Source organism: Arthrobacter sp. MYb229 (assembly GCF_002975405.1).
Taxonomy (GTDB): Bacteria; Actinomycetota; Actinomycetes; order Actinomycetales; family Micrococcaceae; genus Glutamicibacter.
In genome coordinates, this window is the sequence record NZ_PCPS01000001.1 from 1276198 (window position 1) to 1301988 (window position 25791).

General features: G+C 58.0%; 23 protein-coding genes and 1 pseudogene. 5 read left to right on the forward strand and 19 right to left on the reverse strand.

Features of this window, described 5'->3' with window-relative positions; all coding sequences use genetic code 11:
* Nucleotides 1-15: 15 nt before the first annotated feature.
* A complete protein-coding gene (gene ffh, locus CQ019_RS06040) occupies nucleotides 16-1581 on the reverse strand; it encodes a signal recognition particle protein (RefSeq protein WP_105569158.1) in 1566 nt (521 codons plus the stop codon).
* Nucleotides 1582-2591: 1010 nt separating this feature from the next.
* On the opposite strand from ffh, the pseudogene CQ019_RS06045 reads away from it, so the two are divergent.
* Nucleotides 2592-3256: pseudogene (locus CQ019_RS06045) on the forward strand (transposase); the annotation flags it as partial.
* A 192-nt stretch (nucleotides 3257-3448) separates the two neighbouring features.
* Here CQ019_RS06045 and CQ019_RS06050 read toward each other — a convergent pair.
* The 14 genes from CQ019_RS06050 to CQ019_RS06115 form a co-directional block, all read right to left on the reverse strand.
* Nucleotides 3449-3775, reverse strand: a complete 327-nt coding sequence (locus CQ019_RS06050; RefSeq protein ID WP_105569159.1) for an EthD family reductase — start codon at nucleotides 3773-3775, stop codon at nucleotides 3449-3451.
* Between the two features lie 47 nt (nucleotides 3776-3822).
* Nucleotides 3823-4896: an ABC transporter substrate-binding protein gene (locus tag CQ019_RS06055; RefSeq protein WP_105569160.1), complete on the reverse strand. Its 1074-nt coding sequence runs from the start codon at nucleotides 4894-4896 to the stop codon at nucleotides 3823-3825.
* A gap of 88 nt (nucleotides 4897-4984) precedes the next feature.
* The gene (locus tag CQ019_RS06060; RefSeq protein ID WP_105569161.1) at nucleotides 4985-5767 is read right to left on the reverse strand and encodes a GntR family transcriptional regulator; all 783 of its coding nucleotides are present in this window, start codon (nucleotides 5765-5767) and stop codon (nucleotides 4985-4987) included.
* Nucleotides 5768-5830: 63 nt separating this feature from the next.
* Nucleotides 5831-6631 (reverse strand): SDR family NAD(P)-dependent oxidoreductase, encoded by an 801-nt coding sequence (locus CQ019_RS06065; protein WP_105569162.1) that lies wholly within the window; start codon nucleotides 6629-6631, stop codon nucleotides 5831-5833.
* Nucleotides 6631-8121: a pyruvate carboxylase subunit B gene (locus CQ019_RS06070; RefSeq protein ID WP_105569163.1), complete on the reverse strand. Its 1491-nt coding sequence runs from the start codon at nucleotides 8119-8121 to the stop codon at nucleotides 6631-6633. Before CQ019_RS06070 ends, CQ019_RS06065 begins: the two co-directional genes overlap by 1 nt.
* A gap of 8 nt (nucleotides 8122-8129) precedes the next feature.
* Nucleotides 8130-9506, reverse strand: a complete 1377-nt coding sequence (locus tag CQ019_RS06075; RefSeq protein WP_105569284.1) for an acetyl/propionyl/methylcrotonyl-CoA carboxylase subunit alpha — start codon at nucleotides 9504-9506, stop codon at nucleotides 8130-8132.
* A 5-nt stretch (nucleotides 9507-9511) separates the two neighbouring features.
* Nucleotides 9512-10057: a biotin/lipoyl-containing protein gene (locus tag CQ019_RS06080; RefSeq protein WP_146113332.1), complete on the reverse strand. Its 546-nt coding sequence runs from the start codon at nucleotides 10055-10057 to the stop codon at nucleotides 9512-9514.
* 15 nt (nucleotides 10058-10072) lie between these two features.
* A complete protein-coding gene (locus CQ019_RS06085; protein ID WP_181148266.1) occupies nucleotides 10073-12139 on the reverse strand; it encodes an acetate--CoA ligase family protein in 2067 nt (688 codons plus the stop codon).
* 28 nt (nucleotides 12140-12167) lie between these two features.
* The gene (locus tag CQ019_RS06090) at nucleotides 12168-13304 is read right to left on the reverse strand and encodes an acetyl-CoA acetyltransferase (RefSeq protein ID WP_105569166.1); all 1137 of its coding nucleotides are present in this window, start codon (nucleotides 13302-13304) and stop codon (nucleotides 12168-12170) included.
* Nucleotides 13301-13696, reverse strand: a complete 396-nt coding sequence (locus tag CQ019_RS06095) for a Zn-ribbon domain-containing OB-fold protein (protein ID WP_105569167.1) — start codon at nucleotides 13694-13696, stop codon at nucleotides 13301-13303. The genes CQ019_RS06090 and CQ019_RS06095 overlap by 4 nt, the downstream gene beginning before the upstream one ends.
* 2 nt (nucleotides 13697-13698) lie before the next feature.
* On the reverse strand, nucleotides 13699-14523 hold the full coding sequence (locus CQ019_RS06100) for an ABC transporter permease (protein WP_105569168.1): 825 nt from the start codon (nucleotides 14521-14523) through the stop codon (nucleotides 13699-13701).
* On the reverse strand, nucleotides 14523-15569 hold the full coding sequence (locus tag CQ019_RS06105; protein ID WP_105569169.1) for an ABC transporter substrate-binding protein: 1047 nt from the start codon (nucleotides 15567-15569) through the stop codon (nucleotides 14523-14525). The genes CQ019_RS06100 and CQ019_RS06105 overlap by 1 nt, the downstream gene beginning before the upstream one ends.
* Complete coding sequence (locus CQ019_RS06110) at nucleotides 15566-16597, reverse strand: ABC transporter substrate-binding protein (protein ID WP_181148267.1); 1032 nt, start codon at nucleotides 16595-16597, stop codon at nucleotides 15566-15568. The genes CQ019_RS06105 and CQ019_RS06110 overlap by 4 nt, the downstream gene beginning before the upstream one ends.
* 59 nt (nucleotides 16598-16656) lie before the next feature.
* Nucleotides 16657-17457: an ABC transporter ATP-binding protein gene (locus CQ019_RS06115; RefSeq protein ID WP_105569171.1), complete on the reverse strand. Its 801-nt coding sequence runs from the start codon at nucleotides 17455-17457 to the stop codon at nucleotides 16657-16659.
* Nucleotides 17458-17724: 267 nt separating this feature from the next.
* Between CQ019_RS06115 and CQ019_RS06120 the strand changes: the two genes are divergently transcribed.
* Together CQ019_RS06120 and CQ019_RS06125 are read left to right on the forward strand one after the other, a co-directional pair.
* Entirely contained in the window at nucleotides 17725-18954 is a 1230-nt protein-coding gene (locus CQ019_RS06120) for an aconitase X catalytic domain-containing protein (protein WP_105569172.1), read from the forward strand.
* Nucleotides 18951-19400 carry an aconitase X swivel domain-containing protein gene (locus CQ019_RS06125; protein WP_181148268.1) on the forward strand — a complete coding sequence of 150 codons (450 nt, stop codon included), beginning with the start codon at nucleotides 18951-18953 and terminating at the stop codon, nucleotides 19398-19400. Before CQ019_RS06120 ends, CQ019_RS06125 begins: the two co-directional genes overlap by 4 nt.
* Nucleotides 19401-19664: 264 nt before the next feature.
* Here the strand turns inward: CQ019_RS06125 and CQ019_RS06130 are convergent, their stop codons facing one another.
* Both CQ019_RS06130 and CQ019_RS06135 read right to left on the reverse strand, forming a co-directional pair.
* The gene (locus tag CQ019_RS06130; RefSeq protein ID WP_105569174.1) at nucleotides 19665-19865 is read right to left on the reverse strand and encodes a hypothetical protein; all 201 of its coding nucleotides are present in this window, start codon (nucleotides 19863-19865) and stop codon (nucleotides 19665-19667) included.
* A gap of 101 nt (nucleotides 19866-19966) precedes the next feature.
* Nucleotides 19967-20161, reverse strand: coding sequence for a hypothetical protein (locus CQ019_RS06135; protein ID WP_105569175.1), 195 nt, complete (start codon nucleotides 20159-20161; stop codon nucleotides 19967-19969).
* A 190-nt stretch (nucleotides 20162-20351) separates the two neighbouring features.
* On the opposite strand from CQ019_RS06135, the gene CQ019_RS06140 reads away from it, so the two are divergent.
* Nucleotides 20352-21509, forward strand: coding sequence for a hypothetical protein (locus CQ019_RS06140; protein ID WP_105569176.1), 1158 nt, complete (start codon nucleotides 20352-20354; stop codon nucleotides 21507-21509).
* A 177-nt stretch (nucleotides 21510-21686) separates the two neighbouring features.
* Here the strand turns inward: CQ019_RS06140 and CQ019_RS06145 are convergent, their stop codons facing one another.
* Entirely contained in the window at nucleotides 21687-22907 is a 1221-nt protein-coding gene (locus tag CQ019_RS06145; protein WP_105569177.1) for an ammonium transporter, read from the reverse strand.
* Nucleotides 22908-23458: 551 nt separating this feature from the next.
* Between CQ019_RS06145 and CQ019_RS06150 the strand changes: the two genes are divergently transcribed.
* The gene (locus tag CQ019_RS06150; RefSeq protein WP_105554606.1) at nucleotides 23459-24100 is read left to right on the forward strand and encodes a DNA-3-methyladenine glycosylase; all 642 of its coding nucleotides are present in this window, start codon (nucleotides 23459-23461) and stop codon (nucleotides 24098-24100) included.
* A gap of 201 nt (nucleotides 24101-24301) precedes the next feature.
* Here the strand turns inward: CQ019_RS06150 and CQ019_RS06155 are convergent, their stop codons facing one another.
* Complete coding sequence (locus tag CQ019_RS06155) at nucleotides 24302-25630, reverse strand: M23 family metallopeptidase (RefSeq protein ID WP_146113333.1); 1329 nt, start codon at nucleotides 25628-25630, stop codon at nucleotides 24302-24304.
* Between the last annotated feature and the right edge of the window lie 161 nt (nucleotides 25631-25791).

Sequence of the window (25791 nt, forward strand, 5' to 3'; positions counted from 1 at the left end):
TAAAAAACCGAAGAATTACTTGTTGCCCAAGTACTTCTCAAAACCTGCTGGCAGGTTCAGGCTCGACGGATCGAAGTCCTGCTGGGCGCCCTGGCCGAAGGCCGAACCGGCAGGTGCCGAGGCCTTCTTGTTCTTGGCTTCCAGCTCGGCCTGCGCGGCCTTGGCCGGGTTGCCGAACTTCGCCTGCTTCTTGCCCTTGCCCTTGGCTTTCGCCTTGCGCGCGGCGCCCTTTCCGGCGCCAGGCATTCCCGGCATGCCGCCGCCGGCGGCCATTTTCTTCATCATCTTCTGTGCTTCGGTGAAACGCTCGAGCATCTGGTTGACCTCGGAAACCGCGACACCGGAACCCTTGGCGATACGTGCACGGCGCGAACCGTTGATGATCTTCGGAGCCACGCGCTCGTGCTGGGTCATCGAGCGGACGATGGCCTCCACGCGGTCGATCTGGCGCTCGTCGAACTGCTCTAGCTGCTGGCGGGAAATCTGCGAGCCGGGCATCATGCCCAGCATCTTCTTCATCGAGCCCATCTTCTTGATCTGGGCCATCTGGGCGAGGAAGTCGTCCAGGGTGAAGTCTTCCTGGTCGGCGAACTTCTTCGCCATCCGCTCGGCTTCGCCCTTGTCCCAGTTCTTCTCGGCCTGCTCGATGAGCGTCATCACGTCGCCCATGTCCAGGATGCGCGAGGCCATGCGGTCCGGGTGGAAGATCTCGAAGTCGTCCAGGTTTTCGCCGGTGGAGGCGAACATGACCGGCTTGCCGGTGATCGAGGCGACCGAGAGGGCCGCGCCGCCGCGGGCGTCGCCGTCCAGCTTGGAGAGCACCACGCCGGTGAAGTCGACGCCTTCGTGGAAGGCCTGGGCGGTGTTGACCGCGTCCTGGCCGATCATCGCGTCGATGACGAAGAGGACTTCATCCGGGTCGATGGCCGCGCGGATGTTCGCGGCCTGGGCCATCATCTCGGTGTCCACGCCCAAGCGGCCGGCGGTGTCGACGATGACGATGTCGTGCAGCTTGGCCTTCGCCTCGGCGACACCATCGCGGGCTACGGCGACCGGATCGCCGGTGGCGGTATCGAACTCCGAGGAGACGCCCGGGTGCGGGGCGTAAACCGGAACGCCTGCGCGCTCACCGTTGATCTGCAGCTGCTTGACCGCATTGGGGCGCTGCAAGTCGCAGGCCACCAGCAGCGGGGTGTGCCCTTCGGACTTCAGGTGCTTGGCGAGCTTGCCGGCCAGGGTGGTCTTACCTGCACCCTGCAGGCCGGCGAGCATGATCACCGTCGGAGGGTTCTTGGCCAGGTTCAGGCGGCGGGTTTCGCCGCCGAGGATGCCAACGAGTTCCTCGTTGACGATCTTCACAACCTGCTGTCCCGGGTTCAGCGACTCGGAAACCTCCAGGCCCAGTGCGCGTTCCTTCACCTGGGCTACGAAGGCGCGAACCACCGGTACGGCGACGTCGGCGTCCAGCAGGGCGCGGCGAATTTCGCGAGCGGTACCGTCAATGTCGGCCTCTGTCAGGCGACCCTTGCCACGCAGGTTCTTGAAGGTAGCTGTCAGGCGATCGGAAAGTGAATTAAACACGTGCCGGGCACTTCTTTCGATAGGTCTTACGGTGCGCATAGAAAATCACACAGGACTCGACTTATAAGAATATCAACAAACGAGCCATCGGCTAACCGAACCCGCGTTGATGAGATGAATATCTTTGGATCCCCCAGCCCGCAGCAAAGAAGGTTCACCGCGCGGGCCCGCGCGAATCAGGCGCCGAACGACCGGCAAGCGGCGCCGTTCCGCCCCGGGAATCGGGACCATGACGCTGGCGGGGCAGCATTCGCTTTTCCGCCGCCCGCCTCATCCCACCTTGGCCCCAAATATTGAGCGGTGCGCGCCGGATAATCGCTTCTCCATCCTCCTAATTCACGAGGGTGAAATCATTGACGCGATCCATTAGTCCTGAGTATTGTCATAAATTGGCCTGGTCCTCGGGGATATTTGGGAATACGGCAGGGTAATTTCCGGTAGCGCAACATCGGATTGCTGGTAGATCCTCAAAAGCGAACCAAGGTTTACCACAGCCAAAATCGCCGCAAACGGCCTGCCTGCTGCATGGGTTGCTTTGGCTCAGAGCCCACTAAGGATACGGAGAATTCATGGCTGCTTCAGTAGATGAAGACACACCCCTTAATAAAACGATCGCAATTTTCTGGGCGTTCCTGATTCTGTACTTTGTTCTTGTATTTGTTTCCCCGACGCTCTCGGCGGACATTTAAAGGTTACGGCCCCGACTCTGGGTCAATGCACGATGTTGGCACCCGCCATGAAATAAGAGAATTTGCACAGTAGCACACCCAGCAACCTAGAGGAAGCACGAAAACAGAACAGCAGATGCTCTAAAAAGAGGCTCTCCTTACGAAAATGTGGGTCAGGGAAAATGTGGCAAATAAGAGATTCCGCCAACACAGGGCCAACCACGAGGGCTGGTATGAACGCCAGCGTATTTAAGTCCGACAGGTGGGTCATTGAAGAGTAAGGCAGGCACAGCAACAGCTAAACACGAAATTGTCTAGAACTCATCGTCAACAGTAACGCTTGTGCTTGCCCTGCCGTATTGCATCATGAACCCGTTCTGTAGCCGATTCGGGGCACTGATCCACGAGATTATTTACACCCATCCATGGGGTGCCACCGCCCACGGATCTGCGACCGGCTCATCGGCCTAGAACTCGAGGACTTCAACGTGGACGGGTGCATTGTCAAAGCACCGTGCGGTGGTCAGGCCGTCGGGAAGTCCCCGGTAGACCAGGGCCAGAGAGGCGCCAAAGCTCACGGATGGTCGACGGCCAAACCTTCCCGATCGAGTATGTGATCACTCTTGCTAATCGGCACGGTTTACCCCTATTGCTCCCGACGCTAGAACGGCCCTTCCGCTTCGCCTATTTCCTGCCAGAGCGCATCACGGTTTACCTCGATGCCCGGGTACGACAGCGCCAAGACCCGCGACAGACTCGAATAACTGGGCTGCGACTGGGTACTCAGCACCAAGTACACACACTTGCAGGCCAGAGCCAGATGGGTGGTAGAACGCACCAATTCATGACACAACCGATGCTTCAAGAAACTAGGAATCTGCACCGAACGGGTCACCGAGGTTACTGACGCGTTGATCAGCTTTGCGAACAGCATCGTCGTGATCTGCCAGTTGGTCAAGGAATCCGGGGGACGATATCGCTGGGAATCAAGGCCAAAACGACAGTCTAAATATTCTGCCTCTATTGGCGCAATCAACTTGGACTATCCATGGCACAGTTCGGGTCGGCCCAAAGACTACAACAAGAATTCATTCAAACACTGGACCACGCTAAGTTGACCTACTTGATTTTGATCCCTGGGGCCGGAGCCGGGGTTGCCCTATGGTGCGTGGAAGACCCCGGTGACAACCAATACTCAGTTACTCCCCTACCAACATTTTCTTAGTCCCCGACAACCAGGTTCGAATGGTTGTGGCTCCGCTTTCAGCCGTGTCTGCCCGAGCGGCCGCCCACTCGGGTGAGTTGTAGGCGCGCAGGGCAGCATCCTTATCGGCAAACTCAAGATAGTCGGTTCCCGCAATTTCCGGGTCACCACCATTTTCGTCCGTGTCGGCCAAGTTGATGGTGTAGCTCATCAGTCCTGGCATCTTACGTGCAATTGGTGCGTGGTGCTCCAGCCACCAGCGGTGCTGTTCTTCCAAAGTCATCTGGTTCCTGAAAAGGATGATAGCGATTTTGACGCTCATGATTTTCCTAGGGGTCGGTAGTTGATTAGACAGGTAATACTTGGGAGCTAGTTTTGGCAGCCGGTGGACAAGTACTCTTCCAGCGGAGCTGGATCGATCATTGAATCCAGTTCTTGGGTGGTGAACGCTTGGTCGAACACCTCCGCCTCGACCAGGGCCTCGCTGGCAAGGGACAGCCGCTTTGCCAATCCTGTTTCCGCGTTGGTCAACGACCACGGCGAATCCTCACTGAGTTGTTCTTCCAGACCCGGGATAGCGAGGGTATCATAGGTTTGCTGGGCAATTTTAGGAGTGAGACCCAGTTCTTGTTGCAAGGTTTCCGGCCCAAGTTGTGGTTCCTGACGTGCAACTTCCAAAGAGCGCTGATGCACATCGATGAGTTTGCAGGCCACATCGGGATGCTGTGCGGCGAAGGCCGGGCGGATCGCCATATTGGTTGCACAGAGCCCTGCACCGCCTTGGTAATCGGCATCCCAATTCACAATCTTGTACCCGGCCTGTTCCAAAGCGATACTCCACGGACCCCAGATGAACGTACCGTCGATATCCCCGCTGTCCAGTGCTGTCTGCAGGATGTTGGGATCAACATTGACAATATTCAAGCTCCCGGGCTCAAGTCCCGCTGCTTGTGCTGCCGTCACTGCCGAGATGTGTGCGCAGGATGCCGTAGGCACCCCAATGGTGTCCAGCTTGTCCAGATCCTCATAGGACTGCACTTCCGAGTTCTCCGGGACGATAAACCCTTCCTGACTGGAAGAATCCAAAGGGGTGAGGATGTATGTCAGCTCAATCCCTTGTCGCACAGCAAATAACGTGGCCAACCCGGTAAACACCGAATCGACACTCCCGCTTTCCAAAGCAGCAATAAGTGGCGCACCGCTGTTGAAGGAGATGAACTCCGGGTCCAGCCCTGCTTCCTCGTAGAGTTCTCGCTCCCGTGCAATATACGCGGGCCAGTAGTTCGAGGATGGTAGTCCAACTCGGATAGGTGTCAACTCTGCGGACTGTGTTCCCTCATCCGTTGATCCACCACAACCGGCCAACAAGCTGGTAGCCAGCGTTGCAGCTACCGTCAGCGCAAACCCGCGACGGGTTTTTCGTGCCTTAGAAAGATATTCCATTATTCAAAGCTCCCTTGAAATGTAGCTTTTAGGTACGACGAAGCGACCGTCGACCATCCGGCCGACAATGAATTGAAAGCGGTATTAGTTACTTGTCGCTGCGACTAAAGGTGTAGGAAATGTTCTGCGGAATCTCCGTGGCGACTTCAGCTTGCAGTTCGAAAGCCTCCGGCAAGAAATGCGTCACCGTGCACTCGAGGAACTCACCAGTGTCACTAAATGTCATGCGCTGCAAGCGCGGAACATAGGTCAGTTCGCTGACATCCAGCAGCACACGAATCTCTTCTCGAGGAGGCACCAAGGTTACTTGCAGCTGTGCGGTCTTGAAGGTCTTTCCCACTTGCTCCTGCAAAACCTGATACACCGGGTGGTTTTGCAGGTCAGCAATTGTGACCTCGGCACCGATGTTCCATGGGAGGTAGATCTCCGCCACCGCGACACGCAGTCCGTCCGCACTGTAAATCCGCCGGGCCAAAAGGAACGAGTCGCTGAGCTCCCTGATCCTCTCGGGCACCTCTTCTTTAGAGTCCAGCCAGGCAAACGCTTGAAGTGAGACGGAGGGACAGATCCCTGCAGCGGTGAACGACTCGACAAACGGTGCCAGCTTCGTCACGCTTTGGACCGGCCGGTTGCCAAGTACGAAGGTCCCCTTGCCTTGACGGCGAATCAACAGACCCTGTTCCACCAGCTGCTGCACCGCGCGTCGAACCGTAGTACGGCTGAGCCCGGATTCTTTGATGATGTCTTCCTCGGTACGAAACCGGTCCCCTGGACTCATTCCGTCGAGTTCGTCACCTAACTGGACGGCAAGCTGCGCATAGACCGCTACCGGACTATCGCGTTTGATCGCATTCGCCAAGATTACCTTCACCTCATTTGTCCTACGTATCCAAATTGTATCGGATTTGGTGTAATCGCTTTTTGTGGCGACTATTTAGTCCTCCGTTCTAGCCAAACCGTCGGTGGCCGTCCACCCGCCATCAACCATCAAAGTTGCACCGGTCACGAACCCACCGGCGTCGGAAGCCAGTAGCAGCACCGGGCCCACGAAGTCCTCTGCGGTGGCCCAGCGGCGAAGCATCGAACGCTGCGTGACAATGTCCACCCACTCCTGTTTGGACCGCACATCAGCGGTTAGCGGAGTGGCCACTGGTGACGGGGCCACGGTGTTGACCCGCACACCTTGCGGTCCAAGTTCCACAGCGAGGGACTTCATCACCGCCACCACTGCGGCTTTGGTTGCCGAATACATGCCCGAGGCGGGTTCCACGACGAACGCGCGGATACTGGAGAAAGCGATGATGCTCCCCTTACCGCGTTTGGCCATGTTCGCACCGAACGCCCGCGCTAACAGCAGCGTGTACTTCACGTTCATCGCCAACTGAAAATCGATTTCACTTTCACTTTGGTCCATGAGCTTTTTGCGCACCATCACCGCCGGCATAATCACCAGCACTTCGGCATCACTGTGGCGTTCGGCCAAATCCTCAATGGCCTCGGTGTTCAACATATCGCAAGCCTCGGCCGAGCTCTGTTTCCCGTCCTGGGTGATTGCTTCCACCGCGCTCTGGGCGATTTCTTCGGTACGGTCCACGCAGACCACTTGGGCCCCATGGGCCGCAAAACCGCGGGCGAGGGTAAGTCCAATGCCGCCGCCGGCACCGACCACCACGGCTTTGCGACCGTTCAGTTGGAACAGCTGGCCAAGGTCCTGTTTTGCTGAAAGAGTTTGCATCAGTGCTCCTGAATTTTCGTGGTTTTATTGTAATTGATGCCAAGCGGCTTGGACTTGTGGCTATAACTGAATTGGCTAATCGAGGGGTTGTTGACCACCCCGGCCACCAATAAGGAGAAGGCATTCTTGGGGGTGGAGCGGTAGCCGTCCCAATCCAGCTTGTTCCAGCTGGAAAGGATCGGTTTGGAGTAGAACAGCGCCAACGCCAAGGCCTCGTCATCGGCAAAGGGGCCGTTTTTGGCACGGAAGGACTCCACCATGGGTTCAAGGATTTCGCCGGGTCGCTGGGTGATGGCTTCCTCACCGCGAGTGACTTTGTCCAGCACGTTGGGATCTACCGGCCCCGGTGTCTGCCCGTAGTAGCCCAACAGGTAACTGCGGATCTCGTCGGGAACTACCGAGTAGCGGTCCCCAGTCACCACGTTGAGCACCGATTGGATCCCCACATACTGTGCCATGGGGCTGACCAGCAACGGATAACCCAGTTCGGCCCGGACCCGACCCACTTCTTCCAAAACTTCCGGAAGCCGGTGAACCATCCCCTGGTCGGTAAGTTGCTGGCGTAGATTGCTGAGCATCCCTCCGGGGACTTGATGGACCAGCATCTCCGGGTCATCAAGTATCGGGTGGGAGGTAGGCATGCCGCGGCGACGAGCCAGTCCCACAAAGTAGGACTCCATTTCCTTTAGTGCTTGCTTATCGATATCCACCTGGAATCCGCGACTTTCAAGCTCTTCAATGAGGAACTCGTGTGACGGGTGCGAGGTGCCCCAGGCAAAGGGTGGAACCGCGCCGTGGAATACGTCGGGTCCGGCATCCCCTAGGTCCATCGCGGCCCGGTGAACATCCGGAGCGGTACCCGTCGAAGCGTGGCAATGCAGTTGCAGGGTCTGCCCCTTGAGGACCTGGCGCATCCGTAGCAGCAAGCTGCTGGCACGCTGCGCGGTGAGCAACCCGCTGGGGTCCTTCAAAGAAATGGCGTCCACCCCCATCTCCACCAGTTCCTTAGTCTTCTCAATGAAATGCTCATCGGTATGGTATGGACTAATAGTGAAGGTCACCGACCCGATAATGTACAGCCCCAACTCCTTGGCCACCTGCGCGCTGAACACTAGGTTGCGCATGTCGTTGAGCGGGTCGAAGAGCATCACCGAATCGATCCCAGCCCGAGCAAAGGTCTGCAAGGTCAGGTGAGCTACGTCGTCGGGGTATTGTGTCCAGCGGAAGACGCTCTGCCCACGGGAGTTGAAGTTCAGCCGGGTGTTTGGCATCAGCTGACGCAGGATTCGGATTCTTTCGAACGGATCTTCCTGAAGATACATGATGCTGGTATCGATGGCCGCCCCACCGGTGACATCGACAACGTCGAATCCGGCGCGTTCCATGGTGCTGGCGATCGGCACGATTTCGTGGGTCGACAACCGTGTTGCCCAGAGGCACTGGGCTCCATCACGGATCGTAATGTCTTCAAGCCTGATAATTTTGGCCATGTTCTTTCCTACCTTCCGGCTGTTTCGAGAACGGGCATCAGTTCTTCGCGTTGGTGCTCCAGCCAGCGGGTCGAAATGTCATTGTGCTGGAAGTCTTCGTGGCGCAGCACGCGCTGCAAGAACTCGATATTTGTGGTGACTCCGTCAATTTTCATTTCTTCCAGGGCGGCAATTGCCCTGGAGATCGCACTGGGCCGGTCGCGGTCATGCACGATCAGTTTGGCGATCATGGAGTCATAGAAGGGGGAAATAAGCGTGCCGACTTGGCAGTGGGTATCGATTCGCACGCCCGGGCCCCCGGGCAGGGTTAATGCGGTGATCCGCCCGGGCATCGGCTGGAAGTTCCGATCCGGATCCTCGGCGTTGATCCTTAGTTCAATCGCCGCCCCGCGCACTTGCACCTGCTGTTGGGTAAAGGACAGCTCATTGGCTGGATCAGCGACCCACAATTGTTCACGCACCAGGTCGAGTCCCGATAACATCTCGGTGACCGGGTGCTCGACCTGGATGCGGGTGTTCATTTCAATGAAATGGTGCGTATTGCGCTCTAAGTCGACCACAAATTCGACGGTTCCTGCACCGACATAGTGCAGTTTGGATACCAGTCGCACCGCGTCGTCCTCGATCCGGCTGCGCAGCTCATCCGAGATCGCGTTGGCCGGGCCTTCTTCCAACACCTTCTGGTAGCGGCGTTGCACGGTGCAGTCACGGGTTCCCACATGCATCACATTTCCGTGGTGGTCGCCCAAGATCTGCACCTCGACGTGCCGGATACGCTCTAGGAACTGCTCGGCGAGGATCACATCCGAGCCGAAGGACGCCAACGCTTCACGGCGGGCATCTTCCAATTCGGCCTTCACCTGATTTGGTTCGCGCACGATGCGCATTCCCCGGCCGCCACCGCCGGCGGCAGCTTTGAGCAGTACCGGATAACCTGCGCTCTGCCCCAGTGCGTGCACATCGGCTTCGCTTACATTGTCATCACCACTGCCAGCAACCACCGGGACACCGGCAGTGGTAGCAATCCCACGACCGTAGACCTTGTCACCAAGTTTGGAAATGATCTGTTCGCTGGGTCCGATGAAGATAATGTTTTCTTCCTGGCACATTCGAGCAAACTGCGCGTTTTCGGCCAGGAATCCATAACCCGGATGGATAGCATCAGCCCCGGTGGACAACGCAATCTGCACGATGACATCCCCACGCAAATAACTTTGACCGGGATGTGAGGGCCCCACTTTAACAGCCTTATCGGCGAGCCGCACATGCAATAGGTCCGCATCGGCTTCCGAATATATGGCCACCGTTTCCAGCCCAAGCTGACGGCAAGCCCGGATGATTCGCACAGCGATCTCACCACGGTTTGCCACAAGTACTCTCTTCATCGAGCTCACTTCGATTCCTCATCGGCTGTGATTTCAAAGAGCACCTGGCCATGCTCGACAAGTTGCTCATTGTTCCCGCGGATGGCGCTCACAGTGCCGGAGACCGGCGAGGAAAGTCGGTTCATCAGTTTCATGACCTCCACGATGGCCACGACGTCTCCTTCATTGACGTGCTGGCCCACAACCACGAACGGTTCAGCATCCGGTGTGGGTTGCCGGTAAAATACCCCGGTCATTGGCGCCTCAATAACTGTCACGCCTTCTGCCGCTGGGGCTGTGGCTGCCACAGCGTTCTGGGCTTCCGACTCTGCGGCAGCCGCTGGTTCTGAAACTTCAACCGGTGCCACCGCTGATATTGACTGAACGGGGGTGCCGGGGGCAACATCACTTTTCCCGTTGGAGCTGATTTCCTTGGAAACTTTCAAATTCATCCCGCCCAGGGTGATATCTACCTGACCACCGTGCGGCGTAGCATCGATGATGCGTAGGATGGCTTCAACTTCTTGGAAAGTCATGGATTCTGTTGAGTTCATTGTGGCTTGTCCCTTCAAAGTAGAGTGCTGTAGTTAGATCGCCAAGGCGTCAACGGCAGTGACATTCTGGCCTGTAATAATGACTGGGTTGATCTCGATTTCCCGCAGCTGAGTATCGGAGGCGGCCACGACGTTCTGCAGGCTCAATGCCACCTTCGCAATCCGCTCAATGGCTTGTTCCTCGATGTTGCCCTCGACCGTGACGCGCAGCGAACGGATCTTGGCAATGACGGTTTTCAGGTTCGCTGGTGTGGGCACAAGGACCCGGTCATCCATCTGTTCGACCCCCGAGCCGCCCTTGCCAATTAGCAAGAAACCGCCCAGAGATTCGTCACGGATATAACCCAGAATCAGTTCAACGCCCTGGTTGACCATCCCCTGCACCACCAGGCCACGCGAATCAATGTCACCCATCTGGGCGACAATACTTCGGATCTGAGCGACGGCAGAAACAACTTCCTGCTCACTACGTAGACCCAGATGCACGCATCCGGCGTCGACCTTATGTGGGATATCCGGGGACTGGGCTTTGATGACCAACGGAAAACCAAGCTTGCGGGCCGCGGCCACAGCCGACTCCTCGTCGGAGACCATCAGTTGTTCCGGAATGCTCACTCCGTGGGATTTGAGTTCATTGAGTACATCAAACTCCACCGAGCGGGCCCAGCTACGGTTGCCGCGACTTCCGGGGGCCGCATGGCGCGGATCCGCATCATCGTGCAGTTCCTTGCGGGCCCGGCTGAAGTCAGCCATTTTGTCCAAGGCTTTCAACGCCCGTTCCGGACTGGCGTAGACCGGGACCCCCGCCTCCCGCAGGATGTCGAAGGCTTCCTTATTCAGCGATTCACGGGCAGACCACGAGACCACGATGGGCACCCCGGAGGCGTGCTTGGCACTGGCAATGGCCTGAGCGATTTGGGTTCCGACCGCGCTGTGGACGGAGGCGACGCAGGCCAAAACCTGATCGACAGTGTCATGTTCGGTCAGTGCGGCCACTACCCGCTCAAAAAGATCCGGTTCGTTGAAGATCTGGGCGGTGACGTCAATCGGGTTGCGGGCTGTGGCAAAGGAGGGCAGTTGGGCGGCAATGTCCGCCACGACCGAATCATCGAATTCGGCCAGCGACAAGTTCTGCGATACAGCCAGGTAGTCCGCCGCGATCACCCCGGCACCACCGGACACCGAAACCACCCCCACCCGGCCGGCAGCAGCATGAACGCCGCCTTGGGCCAGCCGCAGCACATCGACCATATCGATGGTGTCATTGACCTCAATCACACCGTACTTCTCGAAGACCGCACGGTAGCGTTCCATGTTGCCGGCCATGCGGCCGGTATGCGAGACCACGGCCGAGGCGCTGGACTCGTGCTGTCCGGCCTTCCACACCAGTAGCGGCTTGTTGGCACGCAATGCTTCATAGGCGATCTGGGAGAAGCGTCCCGTGGTGCCCAAACCTTCGACGTAGGCCAGGAGGGTATTGATCTTGGGGTCCTCGATGAAGGCTTCCAGCAAGGTCTCGATGTCCATATCGGCCGCATTGCCGGTGTGGACAAAGTGCCCAAAGTTCACCCCCGCCTCGTCGGCAACGGTCAGCAGCGAACCTCCCACCCCACCGCTCTGGGTGACGAATCCCACCGAGCCGGGGCTGAACTCGTAGTCGAAGAAGGCACCGAAACCGGCATACAGGTTATTGTTCATCCCAATGAATCCGACGCAGTTCGGTCCAAGCAACCGCACCCCATGGTCCCGAGCGGTAACTAGCAGATCTTCCTGCGCTTGTTGTCCCGCGGCTCCGGCATCAGCGAACCCTGAGCTGAGAATAACTGCGTAGGGAATTTTCAACTGCCCACACTCGGCGATAACCTGTGCCACCCTCGTCGCGGCAACGGCAACGATCACCAGATCTACCGGGCCGGGAACCTCACCCAGCGAAGGGAAACACCGGAGGTCTTGGACCATCTCGCGTTTCGGATTCACTGGATAGATTTTGCCGCCGTACCCGTGCGCCAGCAACTGCTGGATCGGCTTACCGCCAATGGCTGCAGGGTTCGCGGACGCGCCGACCACGGCAATTGCTTGCGGATCAAAGAATTTTTTCACTTGGCTACCTTTCAATGGATTTAATACTTCACACGGTCAACAGCACTGTGGAATGGCTGGACATGGTCCCGCCAATACCGTGGGCCAGCGCGGTCTTTGCCGGAACCTGGCGTTGACCTGCCCGGCCGCGCAGCTGCGCAACCGACTCCAATATCGTGTAAATCCCGAACATCCCGGGGTGTGTATAGGCCAGGCCACCACCACTGGTATTCATGGGTAGTTTTCCGCCCGGTGAGGTGTGTCCGTCGGCGATGAACCGCCCAGCTTGGCCGCGATCACAGAATCCCAAATCCTCGAGAATGAGAATGGGGTTGATGGTGAAGGCATCGTAAATTTGCACGGTGTTCACCTCATTGGGACCGAACCCAGCCTGTTCGAAGGCGGATGCACCGGTGAGTCTGGCCCCGGTACTGGTCAAATCCGGCATGGCCATCATGCCATCGTGTTCGGTCACGTCGGCCACCGCCGCAATGGTGACGGTCTGTGCCAGCCCCAATGATTTGGCTTTCTGCTGGCTCATCACCACTAGGGCACCGGCCCCATCGGTAATGAGACAGCAGTCAAGGGTGTGGAAGGGTTCTGCGACGGCCGGTGAGGCGAGGATCTCCTCATGGCTGAGCAGCTCGCGACGCTGAGCTGCGGGGTTCAGGGCCCCCCAGCGGCTGGCGGCAATGGCTACCGCGCTGAGATATTCACGGGGGACTTCCCATTGGTGCAGGTATCGCGAAGCCATCAAGGCATAGGAGGTGATCGGGTAGCGCGGGTTCGCCATGGCTTCTAGGGGCGGGGCAGCGGCGACCATAGGACGGGTCCCGGTGGCCTTCAGCGCGGTACGTTGGGTGCTGCCATAGGCAATCAACGCCACCTCGATTTGTCCGGCGTTAATGGCTGCTACCGCATGTTGGAGATGAGACAGGTTGGAGGCACCGCCGTGGACCGTTGAATCCAAATACCGTGGTGTGATCCCCAAATATTCGGCGAGCGCAAGGGTGGGCAGTGCTACCTGCGCGGTTGCCGTGAAGATCGCGTCGATATCACGCAGCTGGATTCCGGCATCCCTTGTGGCTTCGATACAGGCTTGGGCCATCACATCCATCGTGTCGCGGTGTTCGTCCGCACGGGTCGGGGCGACCCCGGTGCCAGCAATAACTACTGAAGTGCTCAATTTTCCACCAGCTTAATACTTGGAATCAGTTGTCCCTGGTCCACGGCGTCCATACCGCTGACCGTGCATTCAGCCAAGGTCAGTTCCACTGGCTGCCCGATCTGTGCTTGTTGGTTTCCCGGGCCCACCAGTTGACCGTAAAACCGGGTGCCGGTGTTCAGTACTTCGAATTCGCACAGGGCGACGGAACCTTCGTTGGAGTGGCGACTGATTGAGTAGATGGTTCCTTGGGCCCCACCGACCGGGGTCCAGCCCAGTGCGTCGGTGCCGCAGGCGGGGCAGGCCGCCCGCGGTGGCATGAAGACCGCAGCGCATTCTTCACAACGCGGGAAGACCAGTTCCCCTGCGGCGGCACGTCCAAGGTAGTGGCGTAGGTGTTTGTTCATGTTCATGGTTAGCCCCGTCCCAGCCAGTGCACAAGCTTGGACTCAACGAGGGCCAACGTGAGGTTCATCAGCAAACCGATGATGCCAATCAGGATGATTCCGATAAACACCGTTGGGATTTGAAAGAGCAGGGCGGCATTGTTGATCATGTAGCCAAGTCCCTTCTGCGCACCAACAAGTTCTGCGGCCACCACCACCGCCCAGGACAGGGCCAGCGCGACTTTCAGGCCTGCGAAGATGCTGGGTAGTGCGGCGGGAAATATCACATGGAAGAATTCTCGATACTTTCCAATGCCCAAGGTGGCCGCCGCGCGGCGATAGGCGATGGGTACACCGCTGGCTCCCGCTTGGGCGTTAACCACCGCATAGTTGAAGGCGGTCACGGTTATCAGGACAATCTTTCCGGTCTCGCCCAAACCGAAGTAGAGCACCACCATGGGAATGAAAGCGATCGGTGGGATCGGGCGGATGAAGGCCATGATCGGTGACAACGCTGCGGAGATCACCCGATTGGAGCCAGCCGCCAATCCGATGATGACACCAATCAAGGAGCCAATCGCGAATCCAACCAGGGTGCGGGTCAGGCTCGCGCCAATGTGCTCCCAGAGGGAACGACCCTGGTAACCATCTTGGAGTAGCACCCCGAATTGTTGGAGTAACGCTTGCGGCGACGGTAAGTAGTTCGGGCCAACGAGCCCGGTATTGGTGACCAAGAACCAGGTCAGCAACAGCGCGACGATGGTCGACACCGAGATCACCATTGAGGGAACGGACCGCAGTTTCTTGGCACGAGTGCCAACCACCTGGGGTTTACCAAAGGATGTGAGTGTCATTATTTTGCACCGACTTCAGCTGCTTCAATGTACTGGGGGTCAATGGCCGTGCGTAGTTGTACTTCGCTGAGCGCTTCTTCAATGACACCCATCTCTGCGAAGGTGTCAGAAGCCAGTTTGATTTGGGCGTAAAGCCCTTCCTCGCCGACCATTGCATAACGGTTATTCTCATCCAGCTGCTCTGCCAAGGTTGGTTGGACTGACATGTAGCGGTCGGCGACCTTGTCGCCGACTGACGCGGAAACGCTCAGGTGTTTTTGTAGCATCTGGGAGCCCAACTCGGGTTCGGCACGCAGGTCCTCCCACGCCCGGCTCAAGGCATGCAGCATCTTGGTAGGCACCTCGGGGTGCTCGTCTAAGAACTTGGCCCGTCCAGCGTGCATTTCGGGGCAGGTTCCGCCGCCGGGAACCCAATCCTGATCGAAGCCGATAATTTTGTTTCCACGTTCTTCGAGGTCAAAGAGGTACGGCGACCATGAGAACCCACCTGCTACGGAACCACCGGCGAAGGCGTTGGCATATAAGTTGGGAGTGATATCCACGGTGTCAACCTCACTGAGGTCCACACCGACGGATTGTGCCGCATAGTACGCCGATACCTGAACGCAGGTTCCGGTGGCCACACCGATGGGTCCGCTGTTGACCAGATCTTCGAGACTGTCGATGCCACTTTCTGCGCTGGCGACAAAGCCTTCCGCGGCCGAGGCATCGCCCTCCAGTGAGATGTAGCGCAGGTCGATGCCCTTGCCCAGCGCAAAGACCGAAGCCAGTCCGGTGGTCACCAAGTCCAAGCTTTCACTTTCTAGCGCCGCCAGCATGGGTGCGCCGGTTTGGAAGACCTGCATCTGCGGGTCTAGCCCTTCGTCGGTGAAGTAGCCTCGTTCCTCGGCTACGTAGAACGCTAGGTATGATCCCTGGGCGCGTCCCCAATTGAAGGTGATCGTGTCCTCATCGTCGGCGGCACCGCTCGATGCTGCCGTGCAAGAAGCCAGTAGGCCTATGCACGCCATCCCGAGGACGGCTTTGGTTAGAATCTTCCTATTCATTGTCTTGCTCCTTGCACTTCGAGTACGTACTGCTCGTCCACGGCAGCATCAAGTTCTTCGATCGTTAGCTGTTCCTCGATGACGCCAAGGGCCGCGAAGGCATCAGAAGCCAAGCCAAGTTGTTTGACCAGCCCTTCGGTGCCAACCATTGAGTAACGATTTGTTGGATCTGTTAGCTGCTCACTGGTGGGCTGGGCGGCAACGTATCGGGCCACGACTTCGCTGGCTATTTCCTCGGATATTGATAACCGGGAGGCCAGTGCCGCGACGGCCACCGACTCATCGTCCCGAATGTCCTGCCAGGCACGCTTCACCGCACGAACAATTTTGCTACCGACCTCGGGGTGCTCTTCGAGGAAGGCACTGCGTCCGATATGCGTTTCGGGGCAGCTACCACCGCCGGGAACCCATTCTTCGTCCCAGCCGATGATGTTGTGGCCGTTGCGTTCAAGTTCCACCAGGTAGGGGGACCAGGAGAACCCGGCGTCGATGGATTCGCTGGTCAGTGCGTTGGCGTATAGGTTCGGTGCAATATCCACCGCGTTGAGGTCGCTGTAGTCCTTGCCGAGGGATTCCATGGCGTAGTAGGCCGAGACTTGGGCGCAGGTACCGGTCGGCACTGCAACAGGCGCGCCCCCGGCGATATCTTCTAGCGTTGCGACCGCTCCGCCTTCGCGGGCCACCAGGCCTTCCACCGCTGCGGCATCACCTTCAAAGGTGATGAACCGGATGTCGATTCCTTTACCCAAGGCGAAGACCGTTGCCAGTCCCGTCGTTGCAATGTCGAGACTGTCGCTTTCCAAGGCGGCCAATAGTGGCGCGCCAGTGGTAAAACTCTGAAATGACGGATCCAATCCCTCATCTTGGAAGTAACCCTGGTCCTGCGCTACATACAACGCGAGGTAGGACGCAGCCGGAACGCCCCAGTCAAAGCTCAGAAGGTCTTCGTCGCCGGCGCCGGTCGGTGCCCCAGTTGTGCAGGCGGTCACTCCCAGCAGCGCCGAGCAGCCTACCGCCGTAGTAGCCATGGCTCTGGAATAATGTCTTGTAGGTCGTTTCATCGTGCAGTCTCCTCAGGGTCGGCAGGTCAAGCGGCGGCCCGAGCGGCCATAATTTCTTGCTGAACGGTCTCCAAGACTTGATGTTCCAGACCGACAAAGTTCTCTGACGTCAGAAATTCCAGATGTCGTGGCTTAGGCTCATTGACGGCAACTTCCAGACGAACCCGGCCCGGGCGGGAACTCATCACCACAACACGATCAGAGATAAAGATCCCTTCGCTCACGTCGTGAGTGATGAACAGGATGGTCGGTTTGAACTCTTGCCACAGTTCCAATAGCAATTGCTGCATCAGAATGCGGGTTTGGTAATCCAAGGCACCGAATGGTTCATCCATCAGCAGCACTTCCGGGCTTCCGATCAGCGCCCGGGCAATCTGCACGCGTTGTTGCATGCCACCAGAGATCTGGTAGGGGTAGTGTTTTTCGAATTTCCTGAGTCCCACCGCACGAAGGAACGTGTTGGCCTTCTCTTCATACTCTGCCCGTGGCATTCCCTGGCTCTTGACGCCGAACACGACATTTTCATAAACATTCATCCATGGGAACAACGCCGCGTGTTGGAATACCACGGCGCGATCCGGGCCTGGTGCGAAGATTTCATGTCCATCCAACAGCAGCGAACCAGTGCTGGGTTTGTCGAACCCGGCGACCATGTTCAGGGCAGTGGACTTTCCGCATCCGGTGGGACCGACGATGGAAACGATTTCTGACTGTTGTATTCCCAACTCGAGCTTCGAGATCGCGGTAATTTGCTCGCTACCCCTAGCTGGAGAGTCAAAGACTCGCGATACATCGGAGAAGTGAATCTTGTATTGAGACTGCGACATTGTGGCTCCTTCGGCCCTAACTCGACAACACGTTTCTTCGTACTGCTGACTGAGAAAGATACATTTAGATACGTCCTCAATCCTCACTAAAAGTGAATCTAGTCACTCATAAGCATTTACGCAAGGGGTTACCGGAAAAATGACTATTTCCCCGAGAAGACGGCGCCATTTGTCATGCTGAACATCAGAAACTTTTCCTTGCCCAATCGCCAAGCACCTAGTATAAGTATTAAGAACGTCTCTTAACGTATACATGAAAGGTTCACCATGCAGCTGAGCAAAGTTGAGCAGGAGATGCTCGATCAAGGCGGAGCGGTCGCGCAGGCGCTTCGCCAGCAGATTGCGGTCGGCGATTTTTTTGACGCACCGCATATGGTCGAAATCGCCAACGCCCACTTCACAGGGGATCCGGAGGTTTTCGGCGAAGCCGGGTTGGAGTATTTGGAGGGGTTGACGCTAAGTGGCGTTTCCTGTCGGGTGCCCACTACCCGCAATGCAACATGCGTCGACTTGGAGCAGCTGGAGTCATTCAATCAGCTAAGCCATCTCAGCGAGCAGGAACTTGAGGTACGCAGAACACTCACCAAATTGGGAGTTATGGTCGTCAATACCTGCATTGGATACCAGACGGTGTACCAACCGCAGTTGGGCGAACATGTGGCCTGGGGAGACACGGGCACCGTCGCCTACGCAAATTCGGTGTTGGGGGCACGCTCAAATTACGAAGCGGGCCCCTCCTCCCTCCTTGCCGGAATCACCGGGCGCACCCCAGCATATGGTTTCCATCTCGACAAGAACCGGGCGGCTCAGTATGTCGTTACCGTGACTGCCCCGCTAACGGATCCCGCAGATTGGGGAGCGGTCGGAGCGATGATCGGCTCTCGCTATCGCGGGTATGACAATGTGGTGGCCATTGTGCTGGAGAACGGCTCCTCACCGAACAGTGACGACCTGAAATACCTTTCTGCCTCAATTTCCAGCTACGGCTCCATGGCCATGTTCCATGTTGTGGGCATTACCCCGGAAGCATTCAGCCTTGAACAGGCAACACAAGGCCAAGATCCACGGGAGACTTCAGAAATTACCGCGAAGGACTTAGCCGAATTCCTAGGATGGGATGACACCGACATCCCAGATGTCGTGGTCTTCACTGCACCGCAACTCTCACTATTCGAGGTGGCGCGTCTTTCCTCGTTGTTGGAGGGGCGTGAGGTGCTGGACGGGACCACAGTTATTGCCACCACCAGCCAGATGGTGTACCAGGAAGCTGAACGTCAGGGATACATCGGGGTCCTCCTTCAAGCCGGAGTACGGGTAATCAAAGATACCTGCTGGTATCTTATGGATCCAGCCGGCCAACTCAGGGATTTTGGCTGGCAGACATTGATGACCAGCTCTTCCAAATTGGCAAACATTGTCAAGGCTCACGGCTACACCCCCACCGTGCTACCGGTAGCCGAATGTATCGTCCGATCAACCCGAAAGGTTACCCCATGACCAACCACCAGACCTCCGGACTTCAAATCAAGGCTTCCCCCAGCGAATTCATCCTCAAACACGCCACCGGCGAAAAAATCATTGCTAGGGCGCTGGTCAGCACCGCACCATTCAGTGCGCGATATGACCTGAACCGGGTCGAAGGAACCATTAGCCGCAAAGAGCACCCTTTGCGCGGACATCAGATTGCCGGACAAATCTTTGTGGCCCCTGGCGTACAAGGCGGAGTTGCCGGTGGATGGGCGCTACTTGATATGGGAAGCCGGCAGGTGGGATTTGCTGGCCTGATCCTAGGACGAACCAACCCGGTCATGGTCCAGGGAGCAGTCACCGCAGGAATACCCATTGCTGCGGGAATATCCGAGGCGTTCTTCGCGACAGTAAAGACTGGCGACTTAATCGAATTGTGCCCAGACGAAAAGACGGTGAGAATCCTCGAAGGCTAAGTACCCAGCCGGTTCCAGCATCGAAGCTTACCCACGGAATATACGTTGATTAAACGTTGGCTCCGGCCTGTTTGTGAAGAGAATCGAGTAGGTGGGGGTCTCTAACCCCCACCTCACACCACTGTGACATGCGGTCCCGCATCCGGCGGTTCGCAAGTGCCCTGCTTTAGCAATTCCTGAAGGGTTGGCCCTCGCCAGAACTTCCTCAGCCGATTTGGTCTTCGGCCATTTCCGCCGCGTTGTTCTTGGTGCTGCTATGGGTAGTCAAGAAATTTCCGGCGCCAAAACGACCTGCGGCATAGCCGGATTCTGAATTCCGGGCCACGGGGACCATGGGCCGGCGGCACCTCGACGCTGGCGCTCGAATCGTTCCAGCCGCTGGTCAACGAACTGGTCGAACACCGGGGCGCAAGACAGGCCGGCCGTGGACTCACCGTCCAGGGAATCAGCAAAGAGCACCGGCATCTGTTCAACGGCCTGTCCTGTGCCGCATTGGGGAGACTGAACGAGGCCTTAGCGACCCCGCACCTTGGCCATGGAGAAGATTCCGGGCGGGGTGCCGGTCATCACCTGGTTTCGTATTGATCATCGTCCGAGGCGTTCAGATCCGGGTCTTCTCCGATCGCGGGATCGTCTTCGTCGAACAAGCCGTCATCCCCTGTCACGTTGCGGGTTTCCTGCTCGATGTCCTCGTCCTCCGGCGGCTTCACCTTTCCGAGCAGGTTTTCAATCTTTTCCTTGGCCTCTTCGAAGAATGACATGATGCTCCTCTTCCTTGCGCACGGCGCCGATTCTGCCCTTAGCGGGATAATTGCGAGAATTCCACATCGGCTCGGAGATCGCAAGGAAATCCGGATAAGGAGGAAGTCTTTCTGGCTCTGCACTGGCGTGTTTCTCCAAAAAGGCTGAGATTGCTTGGCGATTGCCCCTGCAGTTCCTAGAGTGGGCATAGTGGCACCCGCCGCCGAAAAATACCATGCCGCACTTCGGAGGTCCATCATTCCAGAGCAACAGCCCGCCGTGCGTACCGTGGGATTGATTGCCGACCCGGGGATCGCTCAGGTGCTGGCAGGCAAGGTGCGCGAACGCTTGGAAAAGGAGTTGAATAACGAGGGGCAGGATCAGGTCCGCTGGTCGGTCAAGGTCGGCCCGCTCACGCTGCCGCTGGACGAATCTGGGCAGGTGATGCTCAATAAGCACGTCGGTGCGCTGCGTGAGAAGTTCGGCTGGGAATACATCATCTACCTCACCGATATCCCGCAATACGGGCAGGGCAAGCCGGTGAGTCGAAGCATCAGCCAGCTCCACGGGGCCGCGACGCTGGTGGTGCCGAGCCTGGGGATGGCCCGTCCGCGCAACCTCACCAGCTCGTTGGTTGACATCATGGGCGAATTGGCCAGCGATCGGAAGCCGATTATGCCGACGTCTCTGTCGGCTCGAGCCTTCTCGGTGAGCGGAAGCCTGGACGAGCCGAGCGAAGATGGCCAATCATCAACCAGATATGTCAGCCTCAAGGGTCTGCGTGGACGAATTTTCCTGGTCTGCGGAATGGTGCGCAGCAACAGGCCATGGCGGCTGGTCCCCCGGTTGTCCTCGGCCCTCGCCGGCGCCGCGGCCACCGGTGCCTTCGGCGTGTTCTACACCAGCATCTGGTCCATGGCCGACTACCTCAGCAGCCTCCGTCTGGCGCTGATTACCGTGGTCAGCATCCTATTGTTCGGGCTATGGCTGCTGTTCCATAACAGGCTCTGGGAACGTCCGCGCGGCAAGCACTACCGCGAGCGTCTGGTGCTCTACAACACCTCTACGGTGCTGACCGTAATGCTGGCGGCAGGCGCAATGTACCTTTTGCTGTTCGTCGCGCTCTTGCTCGGTTCGCTGGTGGTCATCGATCACGGATTCCTCGCCTACCAGCTGCGCCATCCGGTGGGCTTCGCCGAGTACTTCAACCTCGCCTGGCTGGCGGCGTCGCTGGGAACCCTGGGCGGGGCCATCGGGTCGAGTTTCGACCAAGTCGAATCGATCCAGCAAGCGACCTTCAGCCAGCGCGAATATGAACGCCGGAATATGGATTTCGGTGTGGACGGCAGCGGAACGCAGAAGCCTTGAATCACGCCGGCTGCGCTGCGCCACTTGGGTACCTGCCCCGGACGGGTCGGCCACAGGCCACGGACAGGATGTGGCAAACGCAGAGGAAGCCTGCCGCTGGCCCCATGAACCATTGGCAGGCTTCCTCCGGAACTTCCGAGTTGCCTCGGAGTTCTACCCCCTATTTATCCCTCATTGCTATTTGCTGACCCAGTGGTACCCGCTTTCGTTGTGCTCGGAGACGTCGATGCCTTCGATCTCGGTTTCGGCCGAGACGCGCCACGGGGCGATCTTGTCGATGACCGTGGCAATAATCCAGGTCATGGCCGCCGAGAAGAGGATCACGACGAGCAGCGTCATGAACTGCGCAAGCAGCTGGCTCAGTCCACCGCCGTAGAACAGGCCGCCGGCGTGCTCCTCGGTGGGCAGTGCGAAGAAGCCCAGGTACAGGGTGCCGATGATTCCGGCGACCAGGTGGACGCCGACCACGTCGAGCGAATCGTCGTAGCCGAGCTTCCACTTCAGGTTGACCGCCCAGGCGGCACCGGCACCGGCAATCAGTCCCAGCAGCAGGGCAGCCCATGGGGACAGGTCGGCGCAGGATGGCGTGATGGCCACCAGGCCGGCGACCAGGCCGGAGGCGACGCCTACCGAGCTCGGGCGCTGCCCGCGCAGCTTCTCAACCAGAATCCAGCCGAGCACCGCGGCGGCCGGAGCACCCATGGTGTTGATCCAGATCAGCCCGGCCTGCTCGATGGTGGTGGCGGCACCGGCGTTGAAGCCGAACCAGCCGAACCAGAGCAGTGCTGCGCCCAGCATCACCAGCGGGGTGTTATGCGGCTGCGGACGGTCGTGGAAGTTGTGGCGCTGTCCAAGCTTCAACGCCAGGACAAGGGCTGCGATACCTGCGTTGGTGTGGACCACGGCGCCGCCGGCGAAGTCGATGGCTTCACCGAAGAGCTGGCCGAGAACGCCGTCCTCGGAGAGCAGCCCGCCGCCCCAGATCCAGAAGGCCACCGGCGCGTAGACCAGCGAGACCCACAGCGGCACGAAGAGCAGCCACGGGGCGAAACGGCTGCGGTCGGCGATGGCGCCGGAGATAATCGCCACCGAGATCAGCGCGAAGGTGCCGGAGAACCCGGCCGCGAGCAAGCCGCTGGGTTCGGTGTTCTGCATGGCGATGTCGCTGAACGGGTTGCCGATGATCCCGGCGATGGCCGGCTCCCCGGCCGAGAGCGAGTAGCCCCAGAGAATCCAGACGATCGCGCTGAGCGCGGCCGCCGAGAAGCTCATCAGCATCATATTCACCACGCCGGTCGAGCGGGTCATTCCGCCGTAGAACAGGCCCAGTGCCGGTGTCATGAGTAGAACAAGCGCTGCGGCGATCATTATCCATAGGCTGGCTGTATCTAACTCCATGGGGTCCACATCTCCTCAAAGGTGTTAGGTGTATCGGTGAGTGAATCAATTGCTTTCAAGTACTAATTCTTGGCCACCGATATTTCGCCGGCCTCCACCTTTGGTTTCGGGGATGTGACATCTCACCGGTTGGCGTGACGTTTTGTTCTCTTCGGTGTTTCCGGCAGGTTTCCGGATATTTATATGCACGCTGAACGAGCCGGCAGCTGCGTGTTGCAGCTGCCGACCCGACGAATTGCGTTTAGCAGTACTTAGAGCCATACGTTGCTTACTGCTTGGATCTGGGGACCGGTGGTTGAACCGAAAATACTGGTTTCATAACTCGGCGAGCCGGAGATGATCGCGGCGGAAGCGCGTTCGGCGTCAAATTACCGTGTAGTAGCCCCCGGCAGTCAAAGACAACCAGCAATGCAAAAAATTGTTGGACCGGTCAGGAGATCTTTTATTGCCACTCAGTCGCGGGTGTGAGTTTCAGAGCATCACATGTTTCCGGAGACAGTCGGCTTCTGCGCGGCGACCAAAATCTAAGCGAGACTTGGCATACTTGAATGATGGACCGAGATCTTCTTACTCCGGATGCTTTGCACGTCGCCCCGAGGTTGCTAGGAGCCTTATTCTCCGTGGATTCCGCCGAGGGGACGGTGACTCTTCGCATCACCGAAGTTGAAGCGTATATGGGCTTGGGCAGTGCTGGCCCGTATGATCCCGGCAGCCACTCGAAGGATCGCCGCACCGAGCGGAACTCGTCGATGTTCTTAGATCCCGGGCATGCTTACGTGTATTTCAGCTACGGAATGCACTTTGCGATCAACTTCGTCTGTTCGCCACAAGGTGCTGCCTCAGGAGTTCTGGTTCGTGCAGGTGAAATTGTCGAGGGCGCGGAGATTGCGCGCGCTCGCAGGCTTGCGCGAAGAGTAGACAGCAGCTCGATATTCGCAGATACCCAGCTGGCTCGGGGTCCAGGAAATGTGGCACAGGCGTTGGGGATTAACCGCATTGATCACGACGGAAAGGACCTTTTCGCCGCGCCGTTCCAGCTGGAAGAACCACGGAAAGTGCCAACGCGCATCTCTGTCGGTCCGCGGGTAGGGGTGGCAGGAATCGCAGGTGGTCCCGAATTTCCCTGGCGGTTCTGGCTACCAGGAGAACCTACGGTATCTGCCTTTAGACGTGGCAAGAATGCCCCGCAATAGCACGGCGATATTCTGACTCCAGTCCGCGGCCCTTCGGCTGGACCTTCCTACAGTACTGACCTGTAAGCCAATTCCCCATGCGCGTGTCCAGGACCTTGCACCCGAAACCCGCAGTATGTCTCAAGCCCCGAGGATCTTGAGCTCTGCGGATGCAATCGAAGCTCAGGGCGCTAGGCATAAGCCGTTGCAAGCTCAACTGCTTCACTCTTCTGGATCAGTCGATTCTGGCCGCTTCGCAGATTTTTCTTGAGCTGACGAGTCTGGCGTTTTGGACTTATCGGACTTTAGCGTTGGCAGCACGTTTGAATCCGGCACTTTAAGCAGCGGCGCGGAGGCACTCGGACTAATCTGCGTTTCCGGGGTCACCTTAGGAGGCTGACTCGGCTTCACGCTGGGAGTCGGCTTTGCGGATTGCTTTGGCGCTTCGATGCTTGGAGCTGATTCCTTGGGCGAATCACTTGGAGATTGGGTCACCTTCGGTTTCACCGTGGGTTCTGCTGACTTCTCCGGAAGCTTCGTAGGAGAGGGAGTCACACTCGGCGACTTGCTAGGGCTTTGAGTTGGCTTCTGTTCTTCACTCTGGCTCGGTGAAGGAGAAGCTGACGGTTTAGCCGAAGGTGATTTGGAAGGCTCTTCCGACGCTGACGGAGTAGGTTTCGCTGACGGCGACTTCGAAGGCGAAGGAGTTGGTTTGACCGACGGCGTCTTCGAAGGCTTGGTGGATTCCGATGGCTTTGGCGAAGGCTTTGCCTTTGGCGTGGGCTCCGATTTCGGCTCGGGTTTCGGCACCACGGGGGTGTCGTCCTTCGGCACTACAACGTCAGGATTCTGTTCCTTGCGCGATTCCTTGCTTTGACGGTCGTCATCATTTTTTGAAGGGCTGTTTTTGCCGCCTTTAGGAGCGCTCTTGGCATCTACAGTCAAACGCGATGAATCGATCATCGCCTGACGTTGACCAGGGATCGATGGCAGATACAAACGTGGATCGGTCCAGCGCCCGTTGACAAGTACCTCGAAATGCACGTGACAGCCTGTGGAGTTGCCGGTCGTTCCTGCAAGCGCAATGACTTCACCTTGCTGAACTCTTTGACCCACCTTGACCAACAGCTTTGAGTTATGGCTGTATCCAGTTTGGACATTATGCTCGTGATCGATTGTCACGCGCATTCCGGAGTGCCCCGCCCATCGAGAAACGGTGACGGTTCCCGATTCGCTGGCGTAGACAGGCGAGCCGCAGGAGATTGGATAATCTTGGCCAATATGAATCTGGTTGCCAGGTCCCGTCGGGTTGGCACGCCACCCGTAAGGGCTGGAAATACGACGCGTCGTCACTGGGTGCATGAGTTGCAGGTTTCCAGGGAGCTGCCCGACTGAACTCAGCCTTCCCACGAGTTGCGCCCTTTCAGCGGGTACTTTCGTATCGCCTTGAGGCCTCTGGTTGACCGTGGCGTTAGAACCGGAGTTCTCGTCCGCACCGTTTGCTTCCCAGACATCGAGCGGCATGTCCACGGGACGTCCGTCGATGGCCAAGGCTTTGCCCGATCCCCCGAATATGGCCAGCGGTGCAAACTCGCTAACGACAATTGGGTAGCTATCTAGGCTACTGGCCTCCAATGAGCCCACCACTGTTGGAATGGTTCCGCTTCTGACTTCAGCCGGTTGGGCGAATAGCGGCCAGCCGAGTGCTCCCG